The sequence below is a fragment of the Limnohabitans sp. Rim11 genome (assembly GCF_001269365.1).
Taxonomy (GTDB): Bacteria; Pseudomonadota; Gammaproteobacteria; order Burkholderiales; family Burkholderiaceae_C; genus Limnohabitans_A.
In genome coordinates, this window is the sequence record NZ_CXOM01000001.1 from 610163 (window position 1) to 625426 (window position 15264).

Below are 15264 nucleotides of genomic sequence, written 5' to 3' on the forward strand. Positions count from 1 at the left end.
AGACGCGTCCATTCAATCACAGGAGACAAAAATGAAGAAGTTATTTAAAGCCATGCTGGCTACTACGGTGCTGTGTGGTTTGAGCTTTCAAGCCAGTGCTCAAAACGAATGGCCCAAGGCCAAGCCCGTCACACTGGTGGTGGCCTTTGCCCCAGGATCTTCTACCGACATTGTGGCCAGGTCCTTGACTCAAAAATTGAATGAATTGACGGGTGGCAATTTCATTGTCGACAACAAAGGCGGGGCAGGGGGCAACATTGCAACGGCTCAAGTTAAACGGGCCCCAGCAGATGGCTATACGGTCTTGGTTCACAGCGTTGCATTTGCTGTTAACCCTTCTTTGTATGCCGATGCGGGATACGACGCCCTGAAAGATTTTGTGCCTGTGGCCTTGGGACCCAAAACACCCAATATCTTCACAGTCAATCCCAGTGTGTCAGCCAAAACACTGCCAGAGCTAATTGATCTTGCCAAAAAATCGCCCTTTAACTATGCGTCTTCAGGCATCGGCACCACCACCCATTTGTCGATGGAGCGTTTAAAAACAGCCGCCAAAATTGACATCGTTCATGTGCCTTACCAACCTGCGGCGGCCATCAATGCGGTGGTAGCTGGGCATACCCAAATTGCCTCCACCTCCATGCCGCCTGCTGTACCCATGATCAAAGCTGGCAAACTTAAAGCCTTGGCCGTGACAAGTGCAACACGCTCGCCTTTGCTGCCCGATGTACCGTCCATTACAGAATATGGCTTCAAGGAATTTGATGACTACACGTGGTTTGGCTTCTTTGCACCAGCGGGCACACCACCCGATGTCATTAACAAATTGAATGCCGCTCTCAACAAGGCCATGGCCTCGGCCGATGTGGTGGATCGATTTACTCAGTTGGGCATGGCGGCAGCCCCCAACTCAGTCTCTGAGTTTGGTTCATTTTTAAAAGCGGAGGTACCCAAATGGGCCGCTGTGGTCAAAAGCTCTGGCGCCAAAGCCGATTAAGTGCAATTGCCAATGAAAAAATTACCCTTGGTTTTAATTCCCGGACTGATGTGCGACCACACAGTTTGGGAGCCGCTGTTGCCTTACTTTGATGCCACCCAAACTTGCCAAATGGTGGATCATCAAAATGCCAATTCATTGACGCAAATGGCGCAGCAGGTCCTAGACAGTGCACCGCCCCAGTTTTTGATGGCTGGACATTCTATGGGGGGCAGGGTTGCCCTGGAGGTTCTTCGCATGGCACCCGAACGTGTGGCGGGTGTTGCCTTGATGGATACGGGTTGCCTACCCAAGGCCGAAGGGGCAGCAGGAGAAATTGAAGTTGGCAAACGATTGGCATTGCTAGAGATAGCCCAATCAAGAGGTGTCCGAGCAATGGCCCAAGAATGGGTCAAGGGCATGGTGAGCCCAAGCCGTTTGGCCGATACAGATTTGATTGACCAAATATTGAACATGTTTGAGACCAAAACTTCAGACATCTTTGCCCGTCAACTTTTGGCTTTGATCTTCCGCCAAGACGCCACAGATGTTCTCAAAACCATTCAAGTGCCAACACTTATTTTGTGTGGCGAGCATGACTCATGGTCAACCCCAACCCAACACGAAGAAATGATGCCCTACGTGCCCCATGCAATGCTTTCTATCATTGCCGGGGCAGGTCATATGGCCACCATGGAGAAGCCTCAGGAAGTGGCGCATGCAATGAATCTGTGGCTTTCAAAATGCGCCTGATCTTTGTCACGCCATGATGGCTGAGCTACAACAACACAACCCTGCCATCATTTTGTGCACCTTGAATGCCAAGTACATTCATGCGTCTTTGGGCCTGCGATATTTGTTAGCCAATATGAGTCGGCATGGGCGGCCCGAGTTGGCTGCTCAAACTTTGATTGTGGAATACACCCTGGCGCGCCAAACGGCTGACATGGTAGAAGACCTGCTAGCCAAGTTGGGCCCCGTCAATTTGGGCCAAACTCAAATCATTGGCTTTGGCGTTTACATCTGGAATGTGTTGCAAACGACTGTCTTGGTCCGTCAGCTCAAAATGGCCAGGCCCTCGATCAAGATCATTCTTGGCGGACCCGAGGTGAGTCACGAAATTGAGCAGCAAGACATAGTTCAAATGGCCGACCACGTCATTACGGGTTGGGGTGATGTGAGTTTCCCTAAACTTTGCAATGCCCTGGTCTATGGCCCCAAGCCACTCATGAAAGTGATTCAAGGCGAACAACCGCCCATGGATCAAATTGAATTGCCTTATCAGCACTTTTCAGATGACGATTTGGCGCACCGCGTTTTGTATGTGGAGGCGTCGCGTGGTTGCCCTTTTAAATGTGAGTTTTGCCTCAGTTCATTGGACAAAACAGCTTGGGCTTTTGACCTGTCGCCCTTTCTGAATGAGTTAGACATTCTGTACAAACGGGGTGCTCGGAACTTTAAATTCGTCGACCGTACCTTCAATCTCAAAATTGAATCGTCGATTCAAATCCTGCAGTTTTTCTTAGATCGATTGGCAAGCGAATCACCTGAAAATTTGCTGGTTCACTTCGAGGTAATTCCCGATCATTTGCCCGATCGACTTAAGGCCATGATTGCCCAATTCCCGCCAGGCGTTTTGCAGTTTGAGGTGGGCATTCAGAGTTTCAATGAAGAAGTTCAAAAACTCATTTCTAGGCGTCAAGACAATGTTCAAACTGAAGCCAACTTACGCTGGTTGATCACGCAATCCAATGCGCACTTGCATACTGATTTGATTTTTGGGCTGCCTGGTGAAACCATGGAGAGTTTTGCCATTGGCTTTGACAGGCTTTGGGCCATTGGCCCCCAAGAAATTCAACTGGGTATTTTGAAACGTTTGCGCGGCACACCCATTGATCGGCACACACAAACACATGGCATGGTGTACGACGCGCAGCCGCCCTATATGGTTCAACAAACCAAGGATTTGGATCGCACCTCGATTCAAAGGTTTGCAAGAATGGCCAAGTATTGGGATTTGGTCGTCAATTCAGGCCGATTCAAAAAAACAATTTCGCTCTTGATGGCGCCCACTGAAACGCAAAACTCTGCATTTTGGTCTTTCATGCAGTTTTCAGATGCACTTTGGGCGGGCACGGGCAAGACCTATGGGCTCAGTCCTGAAATATTGGTCGACGGTGTTTTTGACTATTTAACGAAGGCGCGTGGCTTCGATGCGGATCTAGTCAGGCCCCTTTTGTTGGAAGACTATCTGGCCAGTGGCGCAAGGGCTAGGCCCCAATGTTTGGCGCAGGAGCGCTTGTTGTTGGGCGGCGATAAGTTAGACCAAGTTCATACCAATGGTGGAGAATTGCAGTCATTTAAAAACCGTCAAAATCGGCACGTTGCCTAATTAATCTCTGCAGGACCCTGCACCATGACCGAAAAACAAAAGCCAACTCAGCGCTCAGATTACAAACAGTTTTCTCACATTGAAACCCGTTGGAACGACAACGACTCCTATGGTCATGTCAACAACATTGTTTACTATTCTTATTTTGATACCGCTGTCAATCGCCATTTGATTCAACAAGGCGTTCTCGACTTGTCTAGCAGTGACGCGATTGGTTTGGTCATCGAAAGCAAGTGCACGTACTTCTCATCGATTACTTTTCCAGACACTGTGGCAGTAGGGCTCAAGGTAATACATCTGGGCAATAGCAGCGTGCGTTACCAAATTGGCTTGTTCTGCAATGACGCCAATGATGCCTCGGCAGTGGGTGAGTTTGTGCATGTCTATGTTAATCGCAGTACCAGCAAACCTGTTCCCATTCCTGAGAATACTCGCGCGGTCTTGCAGGCTTTATGCGATTGACATGAATTGGGTTTGCTAGATTAAAATCTTTAACCAGTAGATCCATCTCTGTCTATTTTTATCTTTCATGAAGCTTTAATAAATGATCCCAATTCACATTGAATCTGCTTGGAAAGGCACTTCTGATTGCCGATCTTGCGGCGTTCGCGATTTGGTCTTATTTGCTGATTTGAATGAAGAAGACTTTGGGCTCATTCATGCCCCCATTGATGACATGGCATACCCAGTTGGCGGACTTTTGTATTCAGAGGGCGACAAAGCCATAGGTGTCTATACCTTGCGCCAAGGCATGGTTAAATTGGTTCGTTCTACGTCAGACGGCAGAGAGCGCATCATTCGTGTTTTGCGAGCTGGCGATGTAGTCGGTATTGAGGCTTTAGCGACAGGATACTTTGATTCTGAAGCTGTCGCACTGAATGATGTCAAGGTTTGCAGAATTCCTCTCAGTGTGATGCACAACTTGAGTACCCAGTCGCCCAGACTTCACAACCGCTTGATGCAAAAATGGCAACAAGCCCTGAAAGGCGCTGACGATTGGTTGGCTGACTTGAATTTTGGAACAGCACGCCAAAGGGTATCCAAATTCATTCTCAAAATGCGCCACGACGAGTCTTCCGATGAAAGCAGCATGTTCTCGCGTGAAGACATGGGTGCCATGATGGACCTCAAGCTTGAAACCGTCAGTCGCGAAGTGAGCGGTCTAGTTCGCGAGCAAGTAATTCAGCCACTGGACAAAGCGGGTCGTCTGTACCGCATTCAAAACGAAAAAGCATTGCACTCCGCCTGACTGTGGCGCTCAGGGTTTAGGCGCTGTACCAGACAAAAACAGCCTCAGAAAAAATACCCCCATGCCAAGCATGAACACGATGCCGATGAAGCTCATCAGGCCGTAGTCTGTGAAAAACAAGTCGTGTAAAAGTTTCATTATTTTCTCCTTCTGTGAGTGATTGAAATAGCAAACTACATGGGTGCATCTTGCTGGTGTTGCAACAAGCTCGCTTTGATCTACGTTAAGTCTTGTGTAGATTTAATTGGCATAAATGACTGGACATTTTTATACCTAAGGGGGTATATTTGGGCGTACTTGAATTGATTGAAATGGTTCGCAAAATGAAAACACCCCACGACTTGGTAGCAGCCGCCAAACAAGCGGTCCTTGAAGTTCCAATCGACAAAGCACCTGCTGTGATTGCGCAAAACGACGTCTTGATAGACGTTCGTGAAGCAGAGGAGTTTCAGGCAGGACATTTGCCAGGTGCTATTCACATGTCACGCGGCATGTTGGAGTTCAAGCTTGCGGCTAACCCGCAATTTCAATCGCGCGATCTCAAAATTACCTTGTATTGCAAAACAAGTGGCAGGGCAGCCTTGTGCGCTCAATCGCTCAAGGAAATGGGCTACTCAAATGTCAGCTCTATTGCGGGTGGTTTTGACGCATGGCAAGCGGCTGGTTTTCATGTTGAAAAACCAGTTGCGCCATCTTTTGACTAATCCTCTCTAGAAAGAACGATTTCATGAGTACCTTTGAACACGCTGAATTGATTCAAAACATCAATGAATCCCTTACGCCTTTTCGCAAATCACAATCTCAAGCCATGCAAGGATTTGGTCAATTGGCAAAGGCGGCCATGGCTGAAGGCGCTATCAGCGCAAAAAACAAAGAACTGATTGCGCTGGCGATTGGCATCACGCAGCATTGCTCGGGTTGTGTCGCATTTCATGTGAAGGCCTTACTCAAGATGGGTTGTACACGAGAAGAATTAGAAGAGATGCTGACCATTTGCGTTTATATGGGCGGCGGCCCCGCTCTGATGTATTCTGCAGAAGCCCTCAAAGCTTGGGATACCTTGGCTTGATTTCGGCCTCATTCACCTCATACAGAAATACATAGCATGGACGCGCTTGATCCCATTGTTTTGGCTAGGTTGCAATTTGCAGCCAACATCACGTTCCATATTTTGTTTCCAACGATCAGCATCGCCTTGGGGTGGTTTTTGTTGTTTTTCAAAACTCGGTTTGTTGCCACGGGCCTGCAGCATTGGATGGATGCATACCAGTTTTGGGTCAAGATCTTTGCACTGACCTTTGCCTTGGGTGTTGTCAGTGGCATCACCATGAGTTTCCAGTTTGGAACCAATTGGCCAGGTTTTATGAACGCCGTTGGCAATGTGGCGGGTCCCTTGTTGGCTTATGAGGTCTTGACGGCATTCTTCTTGGAGGCCACCTTCTTGGGCATCATGCTGTTTGGCCGAGGACGCGTAAGCGAAAGTGTGCACACCTTGGCCACTTGGTTGGTGGCTTTAGGCACCACTGCTTCCGCTTTTTGGATTTTGGCCCTCAACTCATGGATGCACACACCTGCAGGCTTTGAGATGATCAACGGGCAAGCTCACGTCACAAGTTGGTTGGAGGTTATCTTCAACCCCTCGTTTCCTTATCGCATGACGCACATGCTCATCGCTTCTGGCTTGACAGGCTCATTTCTGCTCGCCGGTATAAGCGCTTACCGTTGGCTTAAAAACGATCGCGCCAAAGACGTGATGGCCGCTTTGCGCACAGGTGTGATGGTGGCCGCCGTGCTCATTCCTGTGCAAATTGTGGTGGGCGATTTACATGGCCTCAATACCCTCAAATACCAACCTGCCAAATTGGCAGCCATGGAAGGTATTTGGGAAACACAGCGGGGCGTCCCGGCGGTGTTATTTGCCATCCCAGACAAGGCCACGCAATCTAATCTATATGAAATTGCCATCCCTAAGTTGGCATCTTTTTATCTGACTCACGATTGGAACGGTGAGGTCAAGGGCATCAAAGATTTTGGTGATCAGCATCCACCGGTTGGGCCGGTTTTTTGGGCATTTCGCATCATGGTGGGCATGGGGCTCCTGATGCTGGCGGTCAGTTGGTTTGCAAGCTACGAGCTTAAATTTAAAAATACACTTTCAAAGCGCACTGCCATGATCTTGGTGGCCATGACTTTTGCAGGTTGGGTAGCGCTTGTGTCGGGGTGGTACGTTACAGAAATTGGTCGCCAACCCTGGCTGGTGCATGGCGTTTTGACGACGGCCCAAGCAGCCTCGCAAGTGCCTGCGGCAAACATTGCGCTTTCATTGGCCATGTATCTCACCTTGTATGCCGCTTTGCTGAGTGCATATGTGTCTGTGGTTTTTTACCTGGCCAAGAAGGCTGTAGATGGCGGGCTTGAAACCAAGACCAACCTGAAAGAGTTAAGCCATGTCTGAGTTTGGTGTGGATTTGACGACCCCAGCGGGGTGGCTTCCATTGGTATTTGCATTGGTCATGGCCTTGTCTATGCTGGCTTACGTCATTTTGGATGGCTACGACTTGGGTGTCGGTGCTTTGCTAGACAGCGCCGATTCAGTGGCACAAAAAGACATCATGATTGCCAGCATCGGCCCATTTTGGGACGCCAACGAAACCTGGTTGGTGTTGGGCGTGGGCGTTTTGCTGGTCGGTTTTCCCATGGCCCATGGCGTTATTTTGGGCGCTTTGTATTTGCCTGTCGCGCTCATGCTGGTGGCACTATCTTTGCGCGGTGTGGCGTTTGACTTTCGGGTCAAAGCCAAGGCGCAGCATCGCCCTTTGTGGGACAAAACTTTTTACATCGGTTCTTTGCTCGCCTCTTGGTCGCAAGGCTTTATGTTGGGCCAGCTCATCACGGGCTTCCAACAAGATGCGGCAGGCTACTTGTTCAGCGCCTTGATTGGCTTTTGCTTGGTGTTTGCTTACCGCTTATTGGGCGCTGGGTGGTTGATCATGAAAACTGAAGGTGCGCTGCAATTGAAGGCTGTCAAGTGGGCCAAGGCTAGTTTGTGGTTGACTGCTGCAGGCGTATTGGCCATTTCTGTGGCAACCCCCTTGGTCAGTCCACGCATCTTCGACAAGTGGTTTAGCTTTCCAAACTTGCTGATGCTGTTGCCCATTCCAGCCACGACACTGGCTTTATTTGTGGTCATATGGCGTAGCTTGTCCAGATTGCCAACACGCTTTGCTCAAGGAAATCAATACGGGGCAGGGGTGCCATTCGCCAGCAGTGTGGGTGTCTTTTTGCTCTCTTTTTACGGGTTGGCCTACAGCCTGTTCCCATGGTTGGTCATTGACAAGATCAACATTTGGCAAGCAGCCAGTTCACCAGAGGCATTGCTGGTCATTTTCTATGGCGTAGTGCTTGTGCTGCCTGTGATCATTGGCTACACCGTCTTTGCATACCGAGTGTTTTGGGGCAAGTCGACCCAGCTTCGCTATTGAGCGCTTGCTCTCGGGTTATGGCTTTTGCCCAATGAATCCTACGAGCGCCGAGAGGCCGCTGTGGCCAGGACCTTCATCGACTTCTTGAAGATAGGTTTTAAGGTCTAAGATTTTGTAGCCTTTAAATGAGCTGATCAGCAGCGCTTCGTCATACAGGTTTTCAAGAATGCCAGGACCACCTGTTTTGTATTGCATTTGCGCCTTGTCATAACCTTGAATGATCAAGGTACCACCGGCTTTGAGCGAGAAGTTTAATTTCTCAAAGAGTTGTGTGCGAGCTTGTGGATCGGCAAACTGAAAGAAGACGCCTGCAATGGTGTCGTATTGATTGGCCTTCCAATCAAAGCTTTCCCAGTCGCTGCAATGAAAGTTGACGTTGACTTTGTGTTTGGTTGCCAATTTTTGAGCTTTCTCAATGGCAACAGGCGAGAAGTCAAAGGCATCTACATCAAATCCTTGAGACGCTAGCCAGACACTGTTTCGGCCTTCACCGTCTGCGATCGACAATGCTTTGCCTTTTTGCAGAAAGGGTGTTTTGTCAGCCAAGTACTGGTTGGGTTTTTCACCAAAAAGGTAATCGTCTGTCGCGAAGCGCTCATTCCAACGCGCCAATGGGTTTGAAAACTGCGTCATGCCAGGTTGCTCCAATTGCCAATGTTGTGAACGTTGCGGTAGCCATTCTTGAGCAATAAAAGTTTGGCCATACCACTTCTCGAGCCGCTGGCACAACACACAACCACAGGCTTGTCTTTTGGAATTTCGTTGAGACGACTGCCCAACTCTGACAAGGGAATGTTCAAGGTGCCTGGTGCATTGGCATGAGCAAACTCACCTACGGATCGCACATCGACCAATGTTGCCCCTTCACTTTTGAGTGCCGGCAGTTGTGTTTTGACTTGCTTAGCGCGCCACCACTTGTAGGTGAACCAAAGAATCAATAGTAGAAACGGCCAATACTCTTTTAAAAATTGTTCCATCATGAACTTTCTAGCAACGACTAATCGTTAATTTGTTGGTGAATTTTTTGAATTGTTTTTCTTGCAAAAAACAAAATAAATGGAATCATCAATCCTGCAAATAGCTCAGGATTGATATTCAGCCCTAGTGCTTTGATGGCTTTACCAACATACAGTGCCAAGCTAACGACGTAGTAAGTGATGGCGGCAATGGACAAACCCTCCACCGTTGACTGCAGGCGCAATTGAAGCGCTTGGCCGCGCGTTAACTTTTCAAGCAGTTGCTGGTTGTGCTGTTCGGCAACAATTTCGACACGCGTTCTGAGCAAGGCGCTGGCTCTTGAAATACGTTGAGCCAAGTTGCCCAATCGGTCTGATGTGGCATTGACTGTGGCCATGGCTGGAGCAAGCCGTCGCTGCATGAATTCTCCGACAGATTGCATTCCTGACAGCGGACTTTCTCGCATTTCTGAAATTCGTTCTAGCACAATGGCGTTGTAAGCTCGCGCTGCAGAGAACCTGTAACTGTGCTCTGCGGTTGCACTTTCAACTTGTACGGCTAAGCTGGCCAAGTCTTTCAGTAAGACTTCATCTGCATCAACTTTCTTTTCGAGTCTTTGTGTGATTTCGACCAACTGAACCTCAGTTTGCGCAAGTTTGCTACCAAGGCTTTTGGCAACGGGCAGACTGAGCAAGGCCATCATTCGGTAAGTCTCTAGTTCCAAAATACGTTGAGCTATTCGACCTGCACGGTTGGGTGAAGTTTCTGGTGAGGCCAGGACCAAAACTCTTTCAAATCCTTGAGAGTCAATTCTTAAATTGGACATCAAATGTGAGTGTGGGTGGCCAGTGGCGGTTCTGCCCATCTTGGCGCCAATCAATGAGCTATCGCCTAGCCAAAGTTTTGCATGGCGAAGTGCTCGAGGGTCATCCATGCCTTCCTTCAAAATGACCAATTGAATGGCTGTAATGGTTTTGCCAGGAATTGACTCCAACCACTCGCTGCCTGTGGCAACAGCAGGCGATAGATCGGGAAAGGCGTGCCCCCAAATGACCTCATCTGGCAATTTTTGAATGATGGTGTAGCGCGTGAATTCTGTGTGACGCTCCCAGATTAAAGTATGCGATTCAAACTGAATTTGGCAGAAGTTTGTTTTTAACTTTTCGATTGAACAAGACGATTGACCTGGCAGTTGTTGCAGGTGTTTCAGTTCATCTTGAAGAGTCACCTCCCGGTTGATGACTGCAACATAAAAAATCAATGCAGGGAGTCCAATGCTTGCAGACGGACGTGTGTGAATTTCGTTGTGCAGGACGAAGCGCAAGTCATCGTCGCGAGGTAATTTGAATGGTGTGAGCTCAGTCATTGAATTTCTCTGGTGCGTCTAACATGTTAGATCTTGTTGGACAGCAAATTTGACTAAGAGCCCACCGTACCCGGGTTGAAAACTAAAGCTCAGAACGCTTCTTTTTCAGCTTCCAAATAAGCCAGACTGATATATTTTCCGATGTTGCCGTCAAAACCCTGCATGGTTTTTGCTCGTTTTTGAACACGAGGATCTTTCAGTACCATGGCTTTTGCCTCTGCTTCAGACTTTCCGTCTTTGACAGCTTGCAAACAAGGCTCCCAGATGCCCGCCATAAATTCACCATATGTTTGCAATAGATCCTTGGCAGGTTGACCATGGCCTGGTAGCCAAATTTGCTCGCCAATGCTGTCGGTCAGTGCTTTATAGTATTTGAAGGTGCCAGCATATGAGCCATCGTCGATATTGGCAATGCGGTTGGACATGGCAATGTCTCCAATGCAGGTGACCTTGTCTTGGACCACTTGCACACTCAAATCTGCGTCGGTGTGCGCTCGTCCGTAATGGTGCATGACGAAGTCAACATCACCAAAACTCAATTTTTGACCGTTCGTGACCACACGATTAGGCGCCACTGTTTTGGTGCCCGCACTCGATTGGTTGGTCCATCGCTCCATCAAGAGACGCCATGTATTGCCTTCCATGCCTTTGATGGTTTCAATTGTTTTGGCCAAAGCATAAATGGGCAACTGAGCGCCATATGCCTCTGCAAAAGCGTGGTTGCCTAACCAATGGTCGCCGTGGAAATGGCTGTTGAAGACTGCAATGACAGGTAAGGGGGTAACCTTTTTAATCATGCGAATGGCCATTTGCCCAATTTGCAATGAACTGCCTGAATCCAAAACCACTACGCCAGCTGAAGTGACAACAAAAGTGACGTTAGACATCATGCCGCGATTTTCTGGCGTTGGAAAACCATCTGGCGCATAAATCATCCAAACATGCTTGGACACTTGAACAGGGGGAATGTCTTTGACAGGGGGGCCTGTGACAAAGTCATTGACGTCGGCTGCAAAAGTTTGTATTTCTGGCCACATGCCCAAGGCACCTAAACCGATTGCACCCGCCCCCAAAAAGGAGCGACGCTTCAGAGTGGCCTGAGCCAAGGAATTGAATTGAGCATGGGCCATAAAAGAACTCCCTTAAGCAACGTAACCTGGGTTAGGCAATCCACCTGTGATTTTAGGTGCATTGAGTTGCCTTGGTTTGATGCGACCGTTGGGTTGTGTTTTGAGCCATTGCTCAACCACTTCCCAGACTTGCTTGTTGCCTTGCGTGCGGGCTTCTTCCGCAACAGGCGCCCAGCCAGCCACTTTGTATTTTTTGCCTGATTCAATGAGCTTGCCGTTCAAACGCATTTCTTCAATGCGCTTGCCCATGGTGGCGGTAGGGTTGCACTGATATTGCAAGCCGCCCACACGCACCATGTCGCCGCCTTGTTGGTAGTAGGGGTCTGGGTTGAACAGGTTGTCGCAAACGTCTTCCAGAACCGTTTTGATGGTTTCTCCGGTCATCTCTGTGACGGTCGCATAGGAGTAAGTGGTGGCAGTCATGTCGAGCAACCATTCACGCGTGATGGCTTGGCCTGGTAGCAGCGTTGTACCCCAACGGAAGCCAGGTGAGAAGGCAATCTCAGCGCCTTGCACATCCATCAAGGCGTCGACCAGCAATTGATCGCCAGTGCCATTGAAGTTGCCACGACGGTACAACAAGCCTTCTGAGATGCCGAGCTTTTCGTTCAGCTTGGTTTCGTAGGGCGCACGAATTTTGGTAATGAGCGCATCCATCTCTTTGTCCGCTGGGAGCATGTTCGAGAACACGGGCAACAACTTGTAACGGAAATCTGTGACGCGTTTTTCTTTGACTTCAAAGTCGAGTACACCCAAGAACTTGCCGTTGGAGCCGGCATTGGTCACGATGGTTTTGCCACCCTTGTTGCTGACCAACGTTGCCACGGGCATACCGTCGTGCGTATGACCACCCATGATGGCGTCGATACCACTGACTCGGCTGGCCATCTTGAGGTCAACGTCCATGCCGTTGTGGCTAATGACCACCACCACTTGGGCGCCTTTGCCTCGGGCCTCATTGACCATGTTTTGCATGTTCTCGTCTTGAATACCGAAGGCCCAGTCGGCCACCATGTAACGAGGGTTGGCAATAGGCGTGTAGGGGAACGCTTGACCAATGATGGCGCAGGGTACGCCGTTGATTTCTTTAATGACGTAGGGTTTAAAAACTTGATCGCCAAAGTCTTGTGTTTTGACGTTTTGTGCAACAAAGTCAACTTTGCCAGCAAAGTCTTTTTCGACAATTTCTTTGACGCGGTCCATGCCCAAAGTAAATTCCCAATGGCCAGTCATGACATCGACACCCAGCAATTTGCATGCATCGACCATGTCTTGTCCGTTGGTCCACAAGCAAGTACCAGAGCCCTGCCATGTATCACCGCCATCAAGTAACAATGCACCAGGGCGGCTAGCTTTCATGCGTTTGACCAAAGTGGCCAAGTGAGCAAAACCACCGACCTTGCCGTAGCGCGCTGCAGCTTTTTCGTAGTTCAAATAGGTGAGCGCGTGGGCTTCGGAGGTGCCTGGGCGAATTTTGGCAAACTTCAGCAAATGCTCACCTACCAAGTGCGGCAAATTGCCTTTCATGCTGCCCAAGCCCAAATTGATGTTGGGCTCGCGGAAATAAATCGGTTTAAGTTGCGCGTGGCAATCGGTCATGTGCAAAAAGGAGACATTACCAAATTTTGGAATGTCATACAGACCGTTGGCAGCAGTGGCTGCATCGGCATCTGCATAGGTGCCCATGCCCAAACCGGCCATGGTGCCAGCGCCCATGACTTGCATAAATTCACGTTTAGAGAGGTTCATACTTTTGTCTTCGCTAATATATGGTGACCAAAAAAACCCGGCGCAACCGGGTTTTTGAAAGGATTATTTGTTAACAGGTGATTTTGGATCGAGCAACAAAGCCACAACGTGACGAACTTGAGCTTCAGTCAAGATGCCGCTGTGACCAGCACGTGGCATGTTCGAGCAGGCGTTGTAAGCCTTTGCATTCCAAATTTTGCCCCATGTGTATTCCACGATGGGTTTGGCTGAGGCACTGTTGGGGTCTGTGATGCCACGGATTTTGCCGTAGTTGTGCAGGCTAGGGCCAATGGTGCCGTAAGAGATTTCTTTGTCGTCAATTTTGTGGCAGTTGTAGCAATTGCCGCCATTGACAGTACTTGCCGTGTCAGTGAAGGTCAGACCACGGCCATTTTGAGCAATTTTCTCGCCTTCTTTCCAGTCACCCAAGAACTTGCCATCTGAAGGCCATTTGATGGCTTTCATGTTGATCTGTTCAATGACCTTGGCTGTTTTTTCGTCTAAAGGCTTGCCCATGACGTCGGCTTCGCTACAAGCACGGTTGGTTTCGTCGGTGTTCAGAAGGCTGGCTTTGACAATGCCTTGATCGCGAAAAGATGCCTTCGCAATTTGATCTGTGAGTGCATTGAGTTCGGCAACAGAAGGGGCCGATGCGCAACCGGCGACAAGCAGAGAAACACCCGCAATGGCGAGCGTGTTACGAAGTTTTGAATTGATTTTTTTCATTGCAATGTCTCCTATTAACGCTTAATGGCGGGGGCAATGGACGCAGAACCCTTGGAGTTCACGCCTAAGTAAACGCCCAACGCGATGGTGGCATCACTGGCAAAGCCAGGGTAGGGGAATCGTTGTTGCCTGTAGCAGTCGTTCAAACGCTGCTGCATGCCCCACATTTGACCGTTGGACACACGGTAGGCAGGCCAAGCTGCAAAACCAATGCCATCGCCAGGATTCTTGGTCAGGTTGGGCAGATCTTGCAAGCGAATGCGTTTGCCATCTTCAGCATGGCATGACGCACATGAAAAGTCATGTGGACCGCCTCGTTGGAAAAACAAGCGCTTGCCTACTTCATAAAAAGTTTTTTCGTTTTGATGCGCTTGGGACAAATTAAATTTCATGCCTTTAGACTCGGCTGCGATCCATGTGGCCAAGGCAGTCATGTTGACTTGTTCGCCTTTGCCAAAAGAAGTCTTGGCAATTTCAGCAGCATTCAAACCTTGAAGCGTTTCCATGCAGGTTAGCAAGCGTGATTCAAGGTCTTGGACACGGCCAGTGTCTGCAAAATATTTGGGTAACTCAACAAATACGCCCTTGTAAACGCCAGGGCCTTTTCCTAAATCGCATTGCTCAAGGGATGCGTTTTTGGGGCCGCGTTTCTGTTTCCACAGGCCTTCACCTTTGGCTTCGAACAAGTCCGCGGGGTTGCCGTCTTGCAACATAGCCCGGTATTCATCAATGCCTTGGCTAGCCGTTTTTTGTGCGAGGCTAGGGAGGCTGAAGGCGAAGCACGCTGCAGCTGCAATTACGCTTAAGGTTTGTTTCATGGTCATCTCTGTGAGTTAACTTTTTAAACAGAAAAAGGGTGAAGATTGATTCTTCACCCTTGTTTGTTCACTGCATCAATTAAGACACAGTGGCTTCGTCAGTGCGTGTGTCGCCTTTGCTGTCTTTCCATGTCACAGCAATTTTGTCGCCAGCCTTAGCGCCTTTGACTGCAAATTGCAAGAATGGATTCTTTGACACGGCGGGGCCCCACTCGGCTGACAAAACAGGTTTGCCATTGAGGGACGCTGTGACTTCTTGAATGTACATTGCTGGAACCAATTTGCCAGCTGCATCTTTGCGCTGACCGGATTCCATTTCGTGACTCATCAAAACACGAACAGTTGCTTTGTCGCCAGAGGCTTGAGCGCGAATGCGCATTGGATCTGCCATTTTTTCTCTCCTGAATATGTGTAAATAA

Annotated in this window: 18 protein-coding genes; 9 read left to right on the forward strand and 9 right to left on the reverse strand. The window is 49.1% G+C overall.

Annotated features, from left to right (window positions below):
- Window positions 1-31: 31 nt before the first annotated feature.
- From AMM03_RS02965 to AMM03_RS02985, 5 genes are all read left to right on the forward strand, one after another.
- The gene (locus tag AMM03_RS02965; protein ID WP_090128951.1) at window positions 32-997 is read left to right on the forward strand and encodes a Bug family tripartite tricarboxylate transporter substrate binding protein; all 966 of its coding nucleotides are present in this window, start codon (window positions 32-34) and stop codon (window positions 995-997) included.
- Between the two features lie 12 nt (window positions 998-1009).
- Complete coding sequence (locus tag AMM03_RS02970) at window positions 1010-1729, forward strand: alpha/beta fold hydrolase (RefSeq protein ID WP_090128952.1); 720 nt, start codon at window positions 1010-1012, stop codon at window positions 1727-1729.
- A gap of 16 nt (window positions 1730-1745) precedes the next feature.
- Window positions 1746-3368 carry a B12-binding domain-containing radical SAM protein gene (locus tag AMM03_RS02975; protein ID WP_090129312.1) on the forward strand — a complete coding sequence of 541 codons (1623 nt, stop codon included), beginning with the start codon at window positions 1746-1748 and terminating at the stop codon, window positions 3366-3368.
- Window positions 3369-3392: 24 nt separating this feature from the next.
- Complete coding sequence (locus AMM03_RS02980) at window positions 3393-3830, forward strand: acyl-CoA thioesterase (RefSeq protein ID WP_090128953.1); 438 nt, start codon at window positions 3393-3395, stop codon at window positions 3828-3830.
- 82 nt (window positions 3831-3912) lie between these two features.
- Entirely contained in the window at window positions 3913-4617 is a 705-nt protein-coding gene (locus tag AMM03_RS02985; RefSeq protein ID WP_090128954.1) for a Crp/Fnr family transcriptional regulator, read from the forward strand.
- A 9-nt stretch (window positions 4618-4626) separates the two neighbouring features.
- On the opposite strand, the gene AMM03_RS02990 is transcribed toward AMM03_RS02985, so the two are convergent.
- Complete coding sequence (locus tag AMM03_RS02990) at window positions 4627-4755, reverse strand: DUF3149 domain-containing protein (protein WP_090128955.1); 129 nt, start codon at window positions 4753-4755, stop codon at window positions 4627-4629.
- Between the two features lie 185 nt (window positions 4756-4940).
- On the opposite strand from AMM03_RS02990, the gene AMM03_RS02995 reads away from it, so the two are divergent.
- Genes AMM03_RS02995 through AMM03_RS03010 form a run of 4 tightly spaced genes read left to right on the forward strand, consistent with a single transcriptional unit; the run spans window position 4941 to window position 8099 of the window.
- Complete coding sequence (locus tag AMM03_RS02995) at window positions 4941-5321, forward strand: rhodanese-like domain-containing protein (RefSeq protein ID WP_090129313.1); 381 nt, start codon at window positions 4941-4943, stop codon at window positions 5319-5321.
- 23 nt (window positions 5322-5344) lie between these two features.
- Complete coding sequence (locus AMM03_RS03000; RefSeq protein WP_090128956.1) at window positions 5345-5686, forward strand: carboxymuconolactone decarboxylase family protein; 342 nt, start codon at window positions 5345-5347, stop codon at window positions 5684-5686.
- Window positions 5687-5722: 36 nt separating this feature from the next.
- The gene (locus AMM03_RS03005) at window positions 5723-7072 is read left to right on the forward strand and encodes a cytochrome ubiquinol oxidase subunit I (protein ID WP_090128957.1); all 1350 of its coding nucleotides are present in this window, start codon (window positions 5723-5725) and stop codon (window positions 7070-7072) included.
- Window positions 7065-8099: a cytochrome d ubiquinol oxidase subunit II gene (locus tag AMM03_RS03010; protein ID WP_090128958.1), complete on the forward strand. Its 1035-nt coding sequence runs from the start codon at window positions 7065-7067 to the stop codon at window positions 8097-8099. Before AMM03_RS03005 ends, AMM03_RS03010 begins: the two co-directional genes overlap by 8 nt.
- 15 nt (window positions 8100-8114) lie before the next feature.
- Here the strand turns inward: AMM03_RS03010 and AMM03_RS03015 are convergent, their stop codons facing one another.
- The 8 genes from AMM03_RS03015 to soxZ form a co-directional block, all read right to left on the reverse strand.
- Window positions 8115-8732, reverse strand: a complete 618-nt coding sequence (locus AMM03_RS03015) for a class I SAM-dependent methyltransferase (protein WP_090128959.1) — start codon at window positions 8730-8732, stop codon at window positions 8115-8117.
- Window positions 8729-9076 carry a rhodanese-like domain-containing protein gene (locus AMM03_RS03020; protein WP_194942733.1) on the reverse strand — a complete coding sequence of 116 codons (348 nt, stop codon included), beginning with the start codon at window positions 9074-9076 and terminating at the stop codon, window positions 8729-8731. The genes AMM03_RS03015 and AMM03_RS03020 overlap by 4 nt, the downstream gene beginning before the upstream one ends.
- A 20-nt stretch (window positions 9077-9096) precedes the next feature.
- Complete coding sequence (locus tag AMM03_RS03025) at window positions 9097-10422, reverse strand: DUF3422 family protein (protein WP_090128961.1); 1326 nt, start codon at window positions 10420-10422, stop codon at window positions 9097-9099.
- 89 nt (window positions 10423-10511) lie between these two features.
- Window positions 10512-11552, reverse strand: coding sequence for an MBL fold metallo-hydrolase (locus tag AMM03_RS03030; protein ID WP_194942734.1), 1041 nt, complete (start codon window positions 11550-11552; stop codon window positions 10512-10514).
- 12 nt (window positions 11553-11564) lie between these two features.
- Entirely contained in the window at window positions 11565-13301 is a 1737-nt protein-coding gene (gene soxB / locus AMM03_RS03035) for a thiosulfohydrolase SoxB (RefSeq protein ID WP_090128962.1), read from the reverse strand.
- A 63-nt stretch (window positions 13302-13364) separates the two neighbouring features.
- The gene (soxX, locus tag AMM03_RS03040) at window positions 13365-14027 is read right to left on the reverse strand and encodes a sulfur oxidation c-type cytochrome SoxX (RefSeq protein ID WP_090128963.1); all 663 of its coding nucleotides are present in this window, start codon (window positions 14025-14027) and stop codon (window positions 13365-13367) included.
- A 14-nt stretch (window positions 14028-14041) separates the two neighbouring features.
- On the reverse strand, window positions 14042-14845 hold the full coding sequence (soxA, locus tag AMM03_RS03045; protein ID WP_090129315.1) for a sulfur oxidation c-type cytochrome SoxA: 804 nt from the start codon (window positions 14843-14845) through the stop codon (window positions 14042-14044).
- A gap of 79 nt (window positions 14846-14924) precedes the next feature.
- A complete protein-coding gene (soxZ, locus tag AMM03_RS03050; RefSeq protein ID WP_194942735.1) occupies window positions 14925-15236 on the reverse strand; it encodes a thiosulfate oxidation carrier complex protein SoxZ in 312 nt (103 codons plus the stop codon).
- Window positions 15237-15264 lie beyond the last annotated feature (28 nt).

Bases quoted from the DNA above. Each gene is read 5' to 3' on its own strand.
- AMM03_RS02965 (WP_090128951.1), top strand. From the start codon at position 32: ATGAAGAAGTTATTTAAAGCCATGCTGGCTACTACGGTGCTGTGTGGT.
- AMM03_RS02970 (WP_090128952.1), top strand. From the start codon at position 1,010: ATGAAAAAATTACCCTTGGTTTTAATTCCCGGACTGATGTGCGACCAC.
- AMM03_RS02975 (WP_090129312.1), top strand. From the start codon at position 1,746: ATGGCTGAGCTACAACAACACAACCCTGCCATCATTTTGTGCACCTTG.
- AMM03_RS02980 (WP_090128953.1), top strand. From the start codon at position 3,393: ATGACCGAAAAACAAAAGCCAACTCAGCGCTCAGATTACAAACAGTTT.
- AMM03_RS02985 (WP_090128954.1), top strand. From the start codon at position 3,913: ATGATCCCAATTCACATTGAATCTGCTTGGAAAGGCACTTCTGATTGC.
- AMM03_RS02990 (WP_090128955.1), bottom strand. From the start codon at position 4,755: ATGAAACTTTTACACGACTTGTTTTTCACAGACTACGGCCTGATGAGC.
- AMM03_RS02995 (WP_090129313.1), top strand. From the start codon at position 4,941: ATGAAAACACCCCACGACTTGGTAGCAGCCGCCAAACAAGCGGTCCTT.
- AMM03_RS03000 (WP_090128956.1), top strand. From the start codon at position 5,345: ATGAGTACCTTTGAACACGCTGAATTGATTCAAAACATCAATGAATCC.
- AMM03_RS03005 (WP_090128957.1), top strand. From the start codon at position 5,723: ATGGACGCGCTTGATCCCATTGTTTTGGCTAGGTTGCAATTTGCAGCC.
- AMM03_RS03010 (WP_090128958.1), top strand. From the start codon at position 7,065: ATGTCTGAGTTTGGTGTGGATTTGACGACCCCAGCGGGGTGGCTTCCA.
- AMM03_RS03015 (WP_090128959.1), bottom strand. From the start codon at position 8,732: ATGACGCAGTTTTCAAACCCATTGGCGCGTTGGAATGAGCGCTTCGCG.
- AMM03_RS03020 (WP_194942733.1), bottom strand. From the start codon at position 9,076: ATGGAACAATTTTTAAAAGAGTATTGGCCGTTTCTACTATTGATTCTT.
- AMM03_RS03025 (WP_090128961.1), bottom strand. From the start codon at position 10,422: ATGACTGAGCTCACACCATTCAAATTACCTCGCGACGATGACTTGCGC.
- AMM03_RS03030 (WP_194942734.1), bottom strand. From the start codon at position 11,552: ATGGCCCATGCTCAATTCAATTCCTTGGCTCAGGCCACTCTGAAGCGT.
- soxB (WP_090128962.1), bottom strand. From the start codon at position 13,301: ATGAACCTCTCTAAACGTGAATTTATGCAAGTCATGGGCGCTGGCACC.
- soxX (WP_090128963.1), bottom strand. From the start codon at position 14,027: ATGAAAAAAATCAATTCAAAACTTCGTAACACGCTCGCCATTGCGGGT.
- soxA (WP_090129315.1), bottom strand. From the start codon at position 14,845: ATGAAACAAACCTTAAGCGTAATTGCAGCTGCAGCGTGCTTCGCCTTC.
- soxZ (WP_194942735.1), bottom strand. From the start codon at position 15,236: ATGGCAGATCCAATGCGCATTCGCGCTCAAGCCTCTGGCGACAAAGCA.